Raw genomic sequence first — 14,973 nt, forward strand, 5'->3', positions numbered from 1 at the left:
ATTTGTTAGTTGCTTGCAGAGCAGCGTCAAACTTGAAGCTTGTCGCTAAAAGCTTAAGGCTGTAGAAGCTACCTATTACTCACTCTTTTTTTCTTCTTTCTTGTCGCCTTCTTTATCTTTATTAGCGTGCTCGTTTTTCATTTGCTCATGATCTTTTTTCATTTGCTCATGCTCGTTTGCCATTTTTTCGTGGTCTTTTTTGGCTTTGTCATGGTCTGCTTGCATTTGCTTATGTTCTTTCTCCATAGTAGCCTTATCTGCTTCGCCAGACTTATGTTTTTTTACCAGCTCGCTGTGCTTATCAACCAATGTTTTGTGGTTGGCGATCAGTTTTGTGTGTTCATCAATCATTTTTTGATGTTTGGCTTCCATTACCTGGTGGCTGGAATCAGCTTCATCTCCTGCCATTTTTTTGTGATCTTCCACCATTTGGGTGTGCAACTTCTCCATGTCTGCATGGCTTTTTTCCATAGTGGCATGTTCTTTCTCCATCGTTTCGTGTTCGGTGACCATAGCCTGGTGCTCTTCTGTGGCTGCTTGGTTGCCACCTCCACACGAAAACAGTACTACACTAAAACTCAATACCAATATTAAATTAAAAAATTTCATCTTCATTTTAAAAAGTTTAAAGTTTACAAATAGTCTGCAATTTTGGTTATTAATCATCAAATTTCCAAAGTATTTTTAACAGAAGAAAGTAAGCCTCCTATTCCAGCTTGCTATGAACATAGCTTAAAAACTCCTGACGTACATCTTTGTCTTTAAATTGTCCCCCATACTCAGCGGTTACCGTGCTACTTTCAGTATCTTGAATGCCACGCGATGCTACACACAAATGTTTGCTTTCTATCACTATTGCCACATCCTCTGTATCAAGCACACGTTTTAACTCCTCAGATATTTGGCGGGAAAGGCGTTCTTGCACCTGTGGGCGGCGGGCAAAATAATCTACTATCCGGTTTATTTTAGATAATCCTATCACTTTATCGTTGGCAATATAGCCTACATGGGCTTTGCCTATGATGGGTAAAAAATGGTGCTCACAAGACGAGTACAGAGAGATATTCTTTTCTACCAACATTTCTCCATATTGATACTTGTTTTCAAATACTTTCAAATCTGGTCTATTATCAGGGTCTAAACCCTTAAAAATCTCTTTGACATACATTTTTGCTACCCTATAAGGGGTGCCTTTCAAGCTATCATCGTTCAAATCCAGCCCTAAAGTGTGCATAATTTTCCCAAAGTATTCTTCTATGAGTCGTATTTTGGTTTTATCATCCAGCAAAAAAGCATCTTCGCGCAAAGGGGTATCATAAGAGTTTGTTATATGTAAATCTCCTATTTCGTCAGCATCGATTTTGGTAAGCTTTTCTTGTATCATTTCAATTTATTTAATGAATTAATTCCAAATTTTATGCAATATTACTACATTTGCAACAATGTTGCATTTTAAATCCTTGTAATGATTACTAAAAACCTGGCAAATGACCACTTTTTGTACGCAAAAAACTGGGACGCATTGGCTGAAATACAAGCACCCCAGCGAAACCTGGCTATTCTGGAGCGTACGATCTCTAGTGAGTTACAAAACTTCCTTTATTTACTCCAAAAAGAAACCCAAGTGCCTTTGATTCAGGAAACTTTACCAGTGCATAGCCTCAAACGTACTTTGAATGACTACCTGCAACAGTTTCGCGTGCTTGACATAAGAGGGTATCAAGCACTTATTGAAGATATATATCAATTAGTCTGGCGGTTTTCTCAACTTGTGCAGCAATCACATATCAAACTTTATTTTGCCAAAATAGAGACTTCTATGTGTCGCCTTTTTCATACCGATGCCAATGAGCTTCGCCTACTTTGCACCTACTGGGGAGCTGGTACGCAGTGGGTTGATAATGACAACATAAGCCTTCGGTTTTGTGGAGCAAGTTCAAACGCCGAACGAATCAAAGACTTGTCAAAGGTTTTAAGCGTCAAAACGTATGATGTGGCAATTTTGAAAGGCGCATTACACGACCACATTGCTACCAATGCCATCATGCACCGAAGCCCTCCACTCGACAAAAACGAATGTCGGTTATTACTTAGGCTAGATACCGAGGTTAATTTATAACCATTTTATTTACCCAAGTACTTGACTTAGCCCATTTATAATTTTTTTAGCATTCAAAAGATATGAAGAAACTTCCAGTAACTGTATTGAGCGGTTTTTTAGGCGCAGGAAAAACCACCCTTTTGAACCACGTTTTGCATAATAAGCAGGGTTTGAAGGTAGCAGTGATAGTAAACGACATGAGTGAGGTAAATGTAGATGCTCGCTTGGTAAAAGAAGGGAATACACTTTCGCGCACCGAAGAAAAGTTAGTAGAAATGAGTAATGGCTGCATTTGTTGTACCCTTAGAGAGGACTTGATTGAGGAGGTAGGCAAATTAGCGCAAGAAAACCGCTTTGACTATTTACTTATAGAAAGTACTGGAATCTCAGAGCCACTACCAGTTGCCCAGAGTTTTTTCTTCGACAGTCCAGAGCTTGCCCTAAATCTCTCAGATGTGAGCCAGCTAGATACTTTGGTAACGGTAGTAGATGCCTATAATTTTGCCAGAGACTTTAGCTCTAGCGATACTATACTAGACCGGGAAATGAACGATGATCAAGCCGATAACCGTACCATTGTAAACCTGCTGACTGACCAACTTGAGTTTGCCAATGTGATTATCCTTAATAAAGTTGATTTGGTAACTAAAGAACAGTTAGGTGCACTTAAGGCGATCATTCAGAAGTTTAATCCTACCGCCCGCATTATAGAAAGTACCTTCGGAAAAGTGGAGTTAAATACCATACTTGATACCCAACTCTTTGATTTTGAAAGTACCTCACAGTCTGCCGGGTGGATACAAGAACTGCAACAAACACATACTCCCGAAACCGAAGAGTATGGAATTGGTTCTTTTGTGTTTCAAGCCAAACGTCCTTTTCACCCCGAAAGGTTTTGGGCATACCTTACCAATGAGTTTCCAACTACAATTATTCGCAGTAAAGGCTTATTTTGGTTGGTGTCGCGCCCTGACGACGCACTAAACTGGTCACAAGCGGGTGCCTCGTTAAGGGCAGAGAAGGCAGGTGTATGGTGGGCAAGTGTTCCCTTACACGAAAGATTACAATATCCAGATTATACCGAAACGCTGGATTTTTTAGAAGATCGCTGGGATGATGATTTTGGTGATCGCTTAAATGAAATGGTTTTTATTGGTCAAGACATGGATAAAACAGCCATTGTTGATGCCTTGAACCAATGCTTGTGTACACCAGAAGAAACCGCTAATGCCTGGGATCAAATACATTTTGCTGATCCATTTCCGCAATGGTAAATACTTGATGTATGAAAGTTGTGGTTGGTCTCAGTCTTAGAGCTTGTTTATTCCGTTGGCCTTTAGACGCGATAGAAACCAGCAAATTATGCAGTAGTTTAAACAATTTATGAAGAAGTAAATAACCGTTATGAACCCTAAGCATTGGTTATACATTTTACCTATCTCTTTGGTAGTAGTGCTCATTATTATCAATTTTACCCGTGTTTCAGTAAGCCAGGAAGTTTCGGCATACACCCCTGCTAAGAAAGTAGCAAGTAAGGTAGAAAAAACACGTAAACCGCCAGGTAAACCAGTGATAGATACGGTTAAATTAACTGATACTGCCCGAACCGTAGGTCAACGCTTGCCAGAAGACACCCTATGGCAAGCCTTCAAACCCAAGTTGAAGGCTGGAATTTGGAAAGCCTTCTTTGATATTCAATATGAGCACAAAGGGGTGTATGGTTATTATCCTAAGTTCACCGCCAAGCACAGAAAGTACCATAATCAAGTAGTGGAGATAAGTGGGTATATGTATCCATTGACAGAAGATAGAAAACAAACATTTTTTATGCTCTCATTTTTTCCTATTCAACAATGTTTTTTTTGTGGAGGAGCCGGCCCTGAGTCTATCGTAGAAGTAAACAGCCCCAAAGGTATACGATTGAGCAGCAAGCGTATTCGCCTAAAAGGCAAATTAGTGTTGAATACTAAAAACCCGGAAAGGTTATTTTATATACTAAATGATGCGGTCGAAATGTAACAAAACAAAGTATTTTTTGGTGGTGAAAACCTGTTTTTTAAACAAGCTCTAAACCTTTGATTTCTATGAAAAAATTTCTTATCGTATTGGGATTAGTGCTGGCAAGTGGGGCAAATATTGCTTTTTTTACCTATGAACAACTGTCTGACCTAGACGTAAGCAATAGCGATATTTGGCGTACGCTGATGAAAATAACCTGGGTAAAAAAATACGACCCACAATACAACGCCCAAATGCTTTACCCTAAATTCAGTAAGGCTACTCTGTCGCTTGATAAGAAGATGATTACAGTGAGCGGATACCTAATTCCTACTGAAATGTACGACGGAGGAGGCAAGTTTTGGGTGTTGTCAGCCTTGCCCTTCAAAAGCTGTTATTTTTGCGGAGGTGCAGGTCCCGAAAGTGTAATGGAGGTATATACGCAACAAAAACGTACGACTTTTGACTCAGGTAAAGTTACCTTTAGAGGGCGTTTGCAGCTTAACCCCGATAACCCTGATCATTTGATATACATACTGAAAGAAGCAAAACAAGTATTCAAAAAATAAGTGTTCTGACGGGAACAACTCTCAATTTGATAACAAAAGTCTGTTTCTACACTCATAATAATGAAACTATTGACAGAAAAAAAAACTAAAAAAGATGGAGTACACTTTACAACCACATTGCTTTATATGTTTAGTTAAGGTATTCGTACTTTAACGGTAGTATTAAAACTTGTTGTAAATGTGTGTGCAAAAACCTCTCTTGTTTAAGGGAGGTTTTTTGTTTTATAAGGTGAGTTGAGCCCAGTAGGTAAAATTACCAATTTAAGAAAAACCACAAAAAATAGCGTTACAAAAAAAACTTGTCTGCCTTTTTATAGTAAATACAATAACAAAGGTATTTAGAAAAACATTAGGCAAATATTGATTAAAAACAATGATTGATACTATAATTGAAAAAACTGAGGTAGAAGGTAAATCACCCACAAGTGTGGGCAAAATGTGGGCTTACTTTTCTGTGTGGATGATGGTGATTGCGCTAGGCGTTTTTTGTATGGCCAATTGCGATCGTGCTCCAATAAAGACTACTGCTACACAAAAGGTAAAAAAGAAAGTGACTCGCACCACTACTGCCGAAGATCAAAGATTAGCTAAAAAATAATTCAAACACTCAAATCAACCATTCACCAAAAAAGCCATTGAAAATTTTTCAATGGCTTTTTTGGTGAATTTTTATATAACAGGATTGAATTTTACTTCTTTTTCTTCTTCTTTCTTTTGAGTGATTGAAAGAAGCGTGCCCAGGCAAATGGATTGAGCAGTGACAACGATGGAGCCATAAAACGATTACCCATATTTACTGCATACTGATTGGTGTAATATTTATGGTTGGCACCAGCATCCATCCCCATATTAATGGCCATTTTGGTCAATATTTGTTGGCTTAAGTTTTTCCTAAGCGTTTGCATTACTTCTTCGTCGGGCAACTCAAGCGCTAATAGCCTTTCTTTGAATATCTCTTCAGTAGGATAAGGAAACACCTCTACTACGTCAAGCATTTGTACATCTTCAGTCAACTCTATCACCACCGACATATTATCTGTTTTGTCATAGGGTACCCTATAATAATGAGGTTTGAAACCTACCGAAGTAATGGCTACACTATCGCCGGGCACTACCGACAGCCCAAAGCTACCAATGACTGTACTGGTAGTACCTCTGCCTGCTTTGGGGATATACACGTGTGCCCCTGGTACAGGTTCGGCTTTTTTTCCGGTAATAATAACCCCCGAAAGAATAAGTGTTTGATTTTCCCCCTGTGCTTGTGCATTTTGGAAGGCAAACCAACAAATAGCAATTAGAATATATTGAGTAACTCTATAAATCTTCAAGGTTGTGTGGAGTTTAAAGTTTATTGAAAAATAATTACCTAAAGTTTAACCACTTGTATTTTCAAAAATACAAACGAAAGCCTAATAATAAAAATGCGAAATAGAGGTTTTACTGAATTAACGAAAAAAACAGATCAATTGTCTCATGACTGGAACTTAGCCGTTAAAATACTGTTAATTATAGTAACTCTAATTGTTACGTTAATAACAATTGTCACATTTTAGCGTAAATTTTAATAGATTCGCATATACACAAATATAAATCAATATGAAGACAAAATTGTTTAAACTGCTGGCAGTTGTCATAGTGGCAGGGTTGGCAATAGCAGCTACTTTACCCAATACATCAGTCAAAGATAAAACTGCCAATAACGAGGTGGTGTTTATTGATGCTAAAGGTAAAAAATTTGACGAAGTACTCAAGCAGTTCAAAGGCAAAGTAGTATACATAGACTTTTGGGCCACCTGGTGTGGACCTTGTCGGGGACAAATGCCCTACAGCCGCAAACTGCACGAAGAGTTCAAAGGCAAAGACGTAGTATTTTTGTATATTTCATTTGACAGAGGCGAAAAAGCCTGGAGAAAAGGCATTGAGAAAATGAAAATACAAGGGCATCACTGGAAGCCTGATCAAAAACAAATAGGTGAAATCAATAAACGCTTCAAAGTGCAATACATCCCCCGTTATATGTTAGTAGGTAAAGATGGTAAATTACTTGCCGATGATTTTTACCGTCCAAGCAGTGCCAAAGCCAAAAAACTAATAGGCAAAGCCTTGGATATGTAAGAGGTGAGCAAGCACTGATATAATTTCTGAATATTATTTAAACAACGCCCTTACTTTGAGAGAAATAAGGGCGTTATTTGGTTTTAAGCAAAACATATTATAAAGACGGTCTATTTCTAGCTAATTACAGTAGTATGCATCGGTATATAAGACTTGCCACTACTTGCTTTAGAAAACCAGCAAGCTGACTATAATGCCCAGCGTAAACGCCACTATCAGGACAAGCAGGTAGGCAATGCCTATCAGCCCAATTTTGAACAATGTTTTGATCCTGCTTTGTTGGTACACATTCCTAAAAGATTTGTAGGTGTAGATAAACAACAGCAAAAAAGTAATGGGTAATATATAAACTGCGCCTTGTGGGGCGAGCTCGAGAAATAGTATGCTAAAAGTAAAGATAAAGTAAGCAAAACTATGGATGTGTAGCGTAAAAATAATGTGTTCAACATAATACCTTTTACGACGGACATATAAGAGCTTAAGCAACAAAGCAAACAAAGGCAACACAAAAAACATGACAATGGGAAGTTTTTCTACAGCATAGCTAATCAACTGTGCCCCACTGGCATTGCTCCAGCGAATAGTTTGGTGTACAATCAAGCGATTGATAGTGGTTCTCCTGATGTGGAGCGAGTCCATAATTGCTTTTTCTTTGAGCCCCAACGACGATAACTCGCCTACTCTCCGAATATGAATGCCAAAAAACAATTGATCGGTTTCACCAAAACGTTGACGGTCGCTTTGGCGGGTGTTGCGAATAGAATCAAGGCGAGCCTCTATACCCGCCAACACTGTTGCCCGACGCGCCCTTTGTAGATGATTTGTATAACGTTGCAGACTGTCTTGGTAGAAGCGTTGCCTGGTTTTAAGTCGGAAAATCAGCTCAGTTCTTGCCGAATCCCTCCTATACCGGGCAATCTTATCTTGTAGGGCTATTCTAGCCTCTTCATTGGTTATTTTTTGTAATTTCTTACGATAAGAGTTCAGCTTCCCAGCCAATCTTTTCCTGCGTTTTTGGTAAATCAGTGAGTCCCTTTTTATCTTTTTGAGCGAGTCTCGGTACTGCTTTTGGGCATACATAGCCCGAAAACCCTGATGGATAGTTGCCAGGTATTGTGAGTCAACAGGCGCAAGTTTGTTTTTCTTAAGAGAGTCATCAATGGTTACTGGATTTATTTTATAGTTTTTATAGACCAGTTTGTTCAGCTCAATAGAATCTTTGGTTCGGCGGGCTCGATCTGATATGGCCGAATTTTTAATTTTACCCTTAAAGCTTTTTTGATTGGTGAGTTTGTTTACTTCCAATGAAGAAACAAAAAAGTAAATAAAACTAAATACCAGGTAAATTCGGATAGGTTGGACAAAGCGTTTTCTTTTACCGTCGACATATTCATTGGTAAGTAGCCCAGGCTTGAACAAAAAAGGAAAGATACTACGATAAAACCGTGAGTCAACGTCTAATACATCATTGAACGAATCGATTAGAAACAAACGAACTGACTTTACCTTTTGATGATTTTCTTGCCCACACCTGGGGCAAAACTCGTCGGGCACTTCAAACACCAACCCACAATTGAGGCATTGATCGGTCTTTCTTCTCTTTTTCATTTTTCTTTTCGGGCTATATGTTATGGCGATTATGTAAAACGATAGCAGGTATTGAATAGCCTAAGTTAAATACTGTATTGAGGCACAAATATACATACTGCTCAATTTTACACCTAATTTTTTTACTGAAATTATGTATAACTTAGTACTTTGTATTAAATGGTACTGTGTTATGTTTTGCGAATCTATAGAAGTGTAAGTTTCGGTCAAAATCCTTTTAATGAGAATTGCGTATTTTATAGAAAAGGTTAAACTATAGTTGAAAATGAGTGACTCACCAATAGAAAAACAATCCAAAACACTTTAGCAAAACTACAAATGAGGAAGTCTACCATAGAGCGAGAAGGACGAGTACTTTGGCAAAAGTATGATGCTAGAAGTACACAAAAATTTTGGCAATCTTACAATCATTTATTGGCTAAAGCAAAGCAGAACAGAGTTGCCAAGGTGCAGACGTTTAATCCCAAACCTCCCCAAACAATATTATCGCCCTTGCCTAAAAGGCGGAAAACCCAAGTGACCCAAAAGGTCTTATGGCTGTTTTGCTGTTTTTGGTTGATTGTAGGGTATCTTTGGCTAGTATCTGGTGATACTTATAAAAATTCGGCGGTGATGCCTCCTGACTTACACTTTGTGCATAGAGTAGGGGACGAAGTCACCCAAGAGAAATGGTTGCGGGCAATGTCTACCCCCGCGCAAAGAACTGATTTGGACGTTTTTCTTGAACGTAATGATTCTATCCCTCGCGAAGAAGCCATTGATCAATTTATTGCCTCACGTGGTTTGGTAGACTGGAGCCAGTTGCCAATCAACATGAGTGTTCATCATCAACAGTTGTATAGATTATTTCAACCAGGTGATACATCCATTGTTTGTAAAGGAAACTTGAGGCAGTATCCTCTTCAGGCCATACGGTATGATTATGATACTACCTTTTTTGAGAAGCCGGCAAAACCTTTTTTCAGAGCACGCCTGATATTGATATATAAAAACTACCCTGTATTGGTCAAACCAGAAGGGTATTACATCAAGACACCTTACCAGAGAAAAGCCCAAAAAGTAGTGAAAGGAGGGGAAAAGTTATTACAAGTCAAATTAATTACTGAGCAAAAACAATAAAAAAACCCGTTCAACAATGAACGGGCTTGTATGTTTACTTGAAAGCTGTGTTGTTTATTCAGCTTCTGGTTTAGTCTCTTCTGGTTTTTTTACGGTCAGCGTCAACTCTTCGCCTTCGCCTTTGTAATGCGCCAAAATAGTATCACCTTCGTTTACACCTTTCAGTATTTCTTCTGCTACTGGATCTTCCAAGTATTTCTGGATGGCACGTGCCAATGGGCGAGCGCCATACTGTGGATCGTATCCTTTGTCAGACAAGAAATCTTTAGCCTCTTCGGTAAGCTCAATTTTGTACCCCAAAGCTTCTACTCTGGAAAATACTTCTTTAAGCATTACATCAATGATAGAGTGAATGTGCTCACGGTTAAGTGAGTTAAAAATGATTACATCATCCAAACGATTCAAGAACTCAGGCGAGAATGCCTTTCTTAAAGCATTTTTGATGGTGCTCTGCATCAATTCGCCTTGGGCTTGCTGACGGGCTTGAGTAGAGAAACCAACACCTGCACCAAAATCTTTCAAATCACGTACTCCAATGTTTGACGTCATAATAATGATGGTGTTTTTAAAGTCAACTCTGCGACCCAAACCATCTGTCAAGATTCCGTCATCTAATACCTGTAATAAAATATTAAACACATCAGGGTGAGCTTTTTCAATCTCATCGAGCAATACTACACTATAAGGCTTACGACGAACTTTTTCGGTCAATTGACCACCTTCTTCGTAACCCACATAGCCCGGAGGCGCTCCAACCAAGCGAGATACCGAGAATTTCTCCATATACTCACTCATATCTATTCTAATCAGCGAATCTTCTTTGTCAAACAAATAAGTAGCCAATGCCTTGGCAAGCTCTGTTTTACCTACTCCAGTAGGGCCTAAGAAGATAAATGTACCAATGGGTTTTTTAGGATCTTTCAATCCTACACGGGTACGTTGAATCGCTTTTACCAGTTTCTGAATGGCTTCGTCCTGTCCAATCACACGTGCTTCTAGTTTCTCACCCATTTTCAGGATTCGAGCACTCTCTTTTTGTGCAATACGCTGCGTTGGAATACCAGTCATCATACCCACTACTTCGGCTACACTGTCTTCGCTTACCTCATAGCGTGTTTTCTTGGTTTCCTCTTCCCAATCTACTTTTGCCTGGTCAAGCTCAGCAATCAAGCGTTTTTCTTTGTCACGCAGTTGGGCAGCCTCTTCGTATTGTTGGCTTTTCACTACTTGGTTTTTTTCTTTTTTGATATCCTCGATACGTTCTTCGAGATTCAAAATAGTTTCAGGAACCTGAATGTTGCTAATGTGTACCCTTGCTCCAGCTTCATCTAGTACATCAATTGCCTTGTCAGGCAAAAAACGATCACTGATGTAGCGATCAGACAATTTCACACAAGCAGCTACAGCTTCTTCGGTATAGTATACGTGGTGATGATCCTCGTATTTTTCTTTGATATTATTCAAAATCTCAAGCGTTTCGTCAGGGCTGGTAGCTTCTACCATTACCATTTGGAAACGACGGGCCAATGCGCCATCTTTTTCGATGTATTGACGGTACTCATCAAGAGTAGTAGCACCAATACATTGAATGTCGCCACGAGCCAATGCAGGTTTGAACATGTTAGAGGCATCAAGCGAGCCTGAAGCTCCACCTGCACCTACAATGGTGTGTAGCTCATCAATGAAAAGAATTACTTCGGGCGATTTTTCTAACTCGTTCATTACCGCCTTCATTCTTTCTTCAAACTGTCCACGGTATTTGGTACCAGCTACCAACGACGCAAGGTCAAGCGTAACCACCCTTTTACCAAATAACACACGCGACACTTTCTTTTGAACAATGCGCAAGGCGAGTCCTTCAGCAATGGCTGTTTTACCTACCCCAGGCTCACCAATCAAAATAGGGTTGTTCTTTTTGCGGCGGCTCAATATCTGCGCTACGCGCTCAATTTCTTTTTCTCTACCTACAATAGGGTCAAGCTTGTTTTGCTCGGCAAGTTTGGTCAAGTCGCGACCAAAATTGTCTAGTACAGGTGTTCTTGATTTTTCAGATGATTTCATAGACTCTTTTCCTTGACCACCACCAAACATTCGAGAACTATCTTCATCGCCGTCATCGGCATCAGCAGCATCCATTGGGTGGTTAATGCGATACTCAAGGTGTTCTCTCACTAATTCGTAATTAATATCAAACTTACTTAATATTTGAGTGGCAATGTTATCTTCATCTCTTAAAATAGAGAGCAGTAAATGCTCGGTGCCAATGAGTTGGCTTTTGAAAATTTTTGCTTCTAAATAAGTGATTTTTAGGACTTTCTCAGATTGACGAGTAAGTGGAATATTGGCTAAATTTTTTACATTATTGGTGGCATTTCCTCTGGTGGCCTGTTCTACCGAGGCTCTTAGTTCATCTAAAGAAATTCCCAATTTTTTTAATAAATTTATCGCAACTCCTTCTCCCTCTCTGATCATTCCCAAAAGCAAGTGTTCAGTGCCAATGTAGTCATGACCCAAGCGAAGGGCTTCTTCACGGCTGAGCGATATGACTTCTTTAACTCTGTTAGAGAATTTTGCTTCCATAATTCAGAGAATAATATTTTAAATTTAGTTTTCCCAACTACCATTATGATAGTTGATTTATGTTGTATTGTACTTACTTCTTTTCCGAATAAATTTCCAACAAACCAATACTTTGATTTAGTAGGAGGATTGATAGCGGCATTTGCAATTTTTGTCTATTTAGCTAAAGCTTACAAAATGAAGAGTACTTTAAATTAAGAGTTTGTTTAAATTTCCGTATCTAGAGCAATTTTTAATGAGTTTTGTACTCAGGTATGTTAAAGCAAAGCTGTAAGCTTGGTTTAACAACATAATAGAGTGAAAATCACGAAAAGTACCTGTTATTAGATAAATTTTAAACAAACCCTCATGAACTTGTTTCTAAACAAATGAATTGGTTGTTTTATCTGTTTTTCATTAAGTCATATTCAAACTGTATTTTACTACATACGATGTTTAGTTGTTACTGGTTTATTCCGGTGCTGTATCTGGTTGCATTTCCAAGGTTTTTTGTAATATGAAACCAGCATTGGGACCTTCACAAAACAAGAGGTCTAAAACACTTAGATTGGGCACAAACTGTTTGCCAAACACCTGAGCGTAATTAAAAGTGCCATACTGTCCGTCAGGTTGGAACCCTTTTTTGGGGTGAATGGCAGAACGACCCTCTCGAAAGCCTTCTGTATGGTTTAAATTTATATAATTATTAGATAAATCAAAACTTTCTGGCATTTTTAATAATTTGAGACACTTTGTCAGCAATTCAAGGTTTAGATCTACCAGGTAGCAGGGTTTTTTGTGCAATATGTTGTGAAAATCATCGGCAAAATATTCATAAAAAGGAGCCTTGCCATAAGCTGAGCTTATAGAGCGCCAATGCTGCACCAACCATTTTTGATCATAGTCTATTTGTAGGTCTTTATACAACTGTTTTCGGTTGCCCTTGACTACAGGAACAGATAAACACGCTACTTTGTTGGCTAACATGATATAACATCGGTTTCGATAGCTTTGTTTTTCGTAATTTTCGTGTATGTCAATACATACCTTAGGGTATTTGAGCCACTGAACAAAATAAGCTATACAGGGAAAATACTGTAGGTCGAGTACGAGAGTATCTTGATTTTTCTGTGTCATTGTTACATTGTCAATTGTTTGGGGGCATAGTCCAGAAATCCTGATAGATCAAAAAAATGTCAGCAATATTTTTAGCATCATCAATGCCCCGGTGATGAGTCCCCGAAAGGAACAACCCCTCTTTTTGTAATGCTTTTTTCATGCCAATGGGTCGCCGCATATTTTTAATATCAGCGTATTGGTGTTTAAGGCTAATATGTGAGGCCAGCCATTGAGTAGGCAAGTTGTGTAAAAGACAGTCGTTTTTAAATTGCACCCGGTCATAATATCCCCACGAACACAACACATATTGATCTCCATTGGCACAGTTGTTTATCCATTGTTGAAAATCGTCAAGTGCTTCTGGAAACAATGGAGCATCATCTACCATTTCTTGAGTAATAGACGTAAGTTGGGTACAAAATTCTGATAATACTGGGTGAGTGACAGGCTTTACAAAAGTATCAAATTCATCTACCCATTTGCCCTCATTGCCAATACATACAGCGCCTATTTCTATGGTTTCATTGGCGCGATTTTCTCGTGTTTCCCAACAGGTAGCTTCTAGGTCAACAATGACATATACCATATCGCTTTTGCTTGTTTCTTGGTGTAAAATAAAGCGAAATATAAGCTAAAAAAATGAATATACCTTTGAGAAAGTATGTTTACAAACAACATTATGTGTAATTTTGATCGCTCATACCCTGCACGTTTTTAGTGCAAGGCTTTTGTATAAACCAGAGTTGTAATAAGAGAGAGATATGTTGTTGATAAGGTTGTTTGCCCTGTGGCCTTTTTGGGTACTGTACCTGTGGGCCGATTTTATAGGTTGGCTGGCTTTTAGTGTGATAGGCTACCGCAAAGCAGTAGTAATTGATAATCTGAAAAAATCTTTTCCTGAGAAATCAGACAAAGAAATTAAGGAAATTGCCCGAAGGTTTTACCGCAACCTAGGCGATATTATAGTAGAAAGCCTGAAGGTGGTAGGGTTGAGCGAACGACAGCTGCAAAAGCGAGTGAGTTACAAAGATTACCATATCCTGGAAGAGCGGCTTAAGAGTGGCACTTCGGTAATTGTAATGACGCCACACAGTGGCAACTGGGAGTGGTTGTTGTTGGCTTGTTCTTATTTGCTGGTGAAGTCGGGCTTTGGAGTAGATGCAGTGTATAGCCCTTTGAGCAACCAGTTTTTTGACCGTTTGATGATTAAGATTCGGAGTAAGTTTGGGGCAGACCCAACACCTATGAATATGGTGTTACGAAATGTAATCAAGAATAAAGGTAAAGCCAGGGTAGTGGCTATGGTGGCCGACCAACGCCCTTTGCCCAATGAATCAAATTACTGGACAGAGTTTTTGCACCAAGAGACGGCTTTTTTTATCGGTTCAGAGCGCATTGCCCGTAAGGTAAAGTTTCCGGTAGTATATACCAGTATTCGCCGGTTAAAGCGAGGGTATTATGAGGTAAGCTTTCAAGCGCTTGCCGACCCTCCTTATGACAAGCCTGCTTCGGCAGAAGACATGCCCATTATTGAGCGATTTGCCCATTTGGTAGAGCAAGACATCAAAGCTTGTCCTGATCAGTGGCTATGGTCACACAAACGTTGGAAGCACAAGCGTCCTCAGAAATCAACCATGGAGAATTAGATATACTCTTAACTGAAGTTACGCAGACCTACTTATTTTGATGGTTATATGGCTTTATTGCTCAATGGTTGGGCTACGCATTGCGCAACAATATAGCCATTCAACAATAGAAACAGGTGACCTTCAGAAAACTGCGTAA

15 protein-coding genes are annotated in these 14,973 nt (G+C 39.1%); 8 read left to right on the top strand and 7 right to left on the bottom strand.

What is annotated here, in order from left to right; all coding sequences use genetic code 11:
• Positions 1-75: 75 nt before the first annotated feature.
• Complete coding sequence (locus M23134_RS24655) at positions 76-615, bottom strand: hypothetical protein (protein ID WP_157558632.1); 540 nt, start codon at positions 613-615, stop codon at positions 76-78.
• A 91-nt stretch (positions 616-706) separates the two neighbouring features.
• Positions 707-1,384, bottom strand: coding sequence for a GTP cyclohydrolase I FolE (folE, locus tag M23134_RS24660; RefSeq protein WP_002700703.1), 678 nt, complete (start codon positions 1,382-1,384; stop codon positions 707-709).
• An 81-nt stretch (positions 1,385-1,465) separates the two neighbouring features.
• Here folE and M23134_RS24665 point away from each other — a divergent pair, with 81 nt between their 5' ends.
• The 5 genes from M23134_RS24665 (at position 1,466) to M23134_RS24685 (ending at position 5,266) form a co-directional block, all read left to right on the top strand.
• Positions 1,466-2,119 carry a DUF1826 domain-containing protein gene (locus M23134_RS24665; protein ID WP_002700704.1) on the top strand — a complete coding sequence of 218 codons (654 nt, stop codon included), beginning with the start codon at positions 1,466-1,468 and terminating at the stop codon, positions 2,117-2,119.
• Between the two features lie 62 nt (positions 2,120-2,181).
• Positions 2,182-3,375: a GTP-binding protein gene (locus tag M23134_RS24670; protein ID WP_002700705.1), complete on the top strand. Its 1,194-nt coding sequence runs from the start codon at positions 2,182-2,184 to the stop codon at positions 3,373-3,375.
• A gap of 130 nt (positions 3,376-3,505) precedes the next feature.
• The gene (locus M23134_RS38845; RefSeq protein ID WP_002700706.1) at positions 3,506-4,120 is read left to right on the top strand and encodes a hypothetical protein; all 615 of its coding nucleotides are present in this window, start codon (positions 3,506-3,508) and stop codon (positions 4,118-4,120) included.
• 65 nt (positions 4,121-4,185) lie between these two features.
• On the top strand, positions 4,186-4,668 hold the full coding sequence (locus M23134_RS24680; protein ID WP_002700707.1) for a hypothetical protein: 483 nt from the start codon (positions 4,186-4,188) through the stop codon (positions 4,666-4,668).
• Positions 4,669-5,041: 373 nt separating this feature from the next.
• Entirely contained in the window at positions 5,042-5,266 is a 225-nt protein-coding gene (locus M23134_RS24685; RefSeq protein ID WP_002700708.1) for a hypothetical protein, read from the top strand.
• Positions 5,267-5,357: 91 nt separating this feature from the next.
• On the opposite strand, the gene M23134_RS24690 is transcribed toward M23134_RS24685, so the two are convergent.
• Positions 5,358-5,996, bottom strand: coding sequence for a carboxypeptidase-like regulatory domain-containing protein (locus M23134_RS24690; protein ID WP_002700710.1), 639 nt, complete (start codon positions 5,994-5,996; stop codon positions 5,358-5,360).
• A 268-nt stretch (positions 5,997-6,264) separates the two neighbouring features.
• Here M23134_RS24690 and M23134_RS24695 point away from each other — a divergent pair, with 268 nt between their 5' ends.
• Entirely contained in the window at positions 6,265-6,783 is a 519-nt protein-coding gene (locus M23134_RS24695) for a TlpA family protein disulfide reductase (RefSeq protein ID WP_002700712.1), read from the top strand.
• A gap of 168 nt (positions 6,784-6,951) precedes the next feature.
• On the opposite strand, the gene M23134_RS24700 is transcribed toward M23134_RS24695, so the two are convergent.
• Positions 6,952-8,391 carry a DUF3667 domain-containing protein gene (locus tag M23134_RS24700; RefSeq protein WP_002700714.1) on the bottom strand — a complete coding sequence of 480 codons (1,440 nt, stop codon included), beginning with the start codon at positions 8,389-8,391 and terminating at the stop codon, positions 6,952-6,954.
• A 318-nt stretch (positions 8,392-8,709) separates the two neighbouring features.
• Between M23134_RS24700 and M23134_RS24705 the strand changes: the two genes are divergently transcribed.
• Positions 8,710-9,510, top strand: coding sequence for a hypothetical protein (locus tag M23134_RS24705; protein ID WP_002700716.1), 801 nt, complete (start codon positions 8,710-8,712; stop codon positions 9,508-9,510).
• A gap of 54 nt (positions 9,511-9,564) precedes the next feature.
• Here M23134_RS24705 and M23134_RS24710 read toward each other — a convergent pair whose 3' ends face one another.
• The 3 genes from M23134_RS24710 to M23134_RS24720 all read right to left on the bottom strand — a co-directional run bounded on the left by M23134_RS24710 (position 9,565) and on the right by M23134_RS24720 (position 13,774).
• Complete coding sequence (locus M23134_RS24710; RefSeq protein WP_002700718.1) at positions 9,565-12,090, bottom strand: ATP-dependent Clp protease ATP-binding subunit; 2,526 nt, start codon at positions 12,088-12,090, stop codon at positions 9,565-9,567.
• A 450-nt stretch (positions 12,091-12,540) separates the two neighbouring features.
• Complete coding sequence (locus M23134_RS24715) at positions 12,541-13,206, bottom strand: WbqC family protein (RefSeq protein WP_002700720.1); 666 nt, start codon at positions 13,204-13,206, stop codon at positions 12,541-12,543.
• Positions 13,207-13,216: 10 nt separating this feature from the next.
• Entirely contained in the window at positions 13,217-13,774 is a 558-nt protein-coding gene (locus M23134_RS24720) for a 3'-5' exonuclease (RefSeq protein WP_002700722.1), read from the bottom strand.
• A gap of 175 nt (positions 13,775-13,949) precedes the next feature.
• Here M23134_RS24720 and M23134_RS24725 point away from each other — a divergent pair, with 175 nt between their 5' ends.
• A complete protein-coding gene (locus M23134_RS24725; RefSeq protein WP_002700724.1) occupies positions 13,950-14,834 on the top strand; it encodes a lysophospholipid acyltransferase family protein in 885 nt (294 codons plus the stop codon).
• Positions 14,835-14,973: the final 139 nt, after the last annotated feature.

This window comes from Microscilla marina ATCC 23134, assembly GCF_000169175.1.
In the GTDB taxonomy this organism is placed as follows: domain Bacteria; phylum Bacteroidota; class Bacteroidia; order Cytophagales; family Microscillaceae; genus Microscilla; species Microscilla marina.

Excerpts from the sequence above, each read along its gene's own strand:
- M23134_RS24655 (WP_157558632.1), bottom strand. The coding sequence starts at position 615 with ATGAAGATGAAATTTTTTAATTTAATATTGGTATTGAGTTTTAGTGTA.
- folE (WP_002700703.1), bottom strand. The coding sequence starts at position 1,384 with ATGATACAAGAAAAGCTTACCAAAATCGATGCTGACGAAATAGGAGAT.
- M23134_RS24665 (WP_002700704.1), top strand. The coding sequence starts at position 1,466 with ATGATTACTAAAAACCTGGCAAATGACCACTTTTTGTACGCAAAAAAC.
- M23134_RS24670 (WP_002700705.1), top strand. The coding sequence starts at position 2,182 with ATGAAGAAACTTCCAGTAACTGTATTGAGCGGTTTTTTAGGCGCAGGA.
- M23134_RS38845 (WP_002700706.1), top strand. The coding sequence starts at position 3,506 with ATGAACCCTAAGCATTGGTTATACATTTTACCTATCTCTTTGGTAGTA.
- M23134_RS24680 (WP_002700707.1), top strand. The coding sequence starts at position 4,186 with ATGAAAAAATTTCTTATCGTATTGGGATTAGTGCTGGCAAGTGGGGCA.
- M23134_RS24685 (WP_002700708.1), top strand. The coding sequence starts at position 5,042 with ATGATTGATACTATAATTGAAAAAACTGAGGTAGAAGGTAAATCACCC.
- M23134_RS24695 (WP_002700712.1), top strand. The coding sequence starts at position 6,265 with ATGAAGACAAAATTGTTTAAACTGCTGGCAGTTGTCATAGTGGCAGGG.
- M23134_RS24700 (WP_002700714.1), bottom strand. The coding sequence starts at position 8,391 with ATGAAAAAGAGAAGAAAGACCGATCAATGCCTCAATTGTGGGTTGGTG.
- M23134_RS24705 (WP_002700716.1), top strand. The coding sequence starts at position 8,710 with ATGAGGAAGTCTACCATAGAGCGAGAAGGACGAGTACTTTGGCAAAAG.
- M23134_RS24710 (WP_002700718.1), bottom strand. The coding sequence starts at position 12,090 with ATGGAAGCAAAATTCTCTAACAGAGTTAAAGAAGTCATATCGCTCAGC.
- M23134_RS24715 (WP_002700720.1), bottom strand. The coding sequence starts at position 13,206 with ATGACACAGAAAAATCAAGATACTCTCGTACTCGACCTACAGTATTTT.
- M23134_RS24720 (WP_002700722.1), bottom strand. The coding sequence starts at position 13,774 with ATGGTATATGTCATTGTTGACCTAGAAGCTACCTGTTGGGAAACACGA.
- M23134_RS24725 (WP_002700724.1), top strand. The coding sequence starts at position 13,950 with ATGTTGTTGATAAGGTTGTTTGCCCTGTGGCCTTTTTGGGTACTGTAC.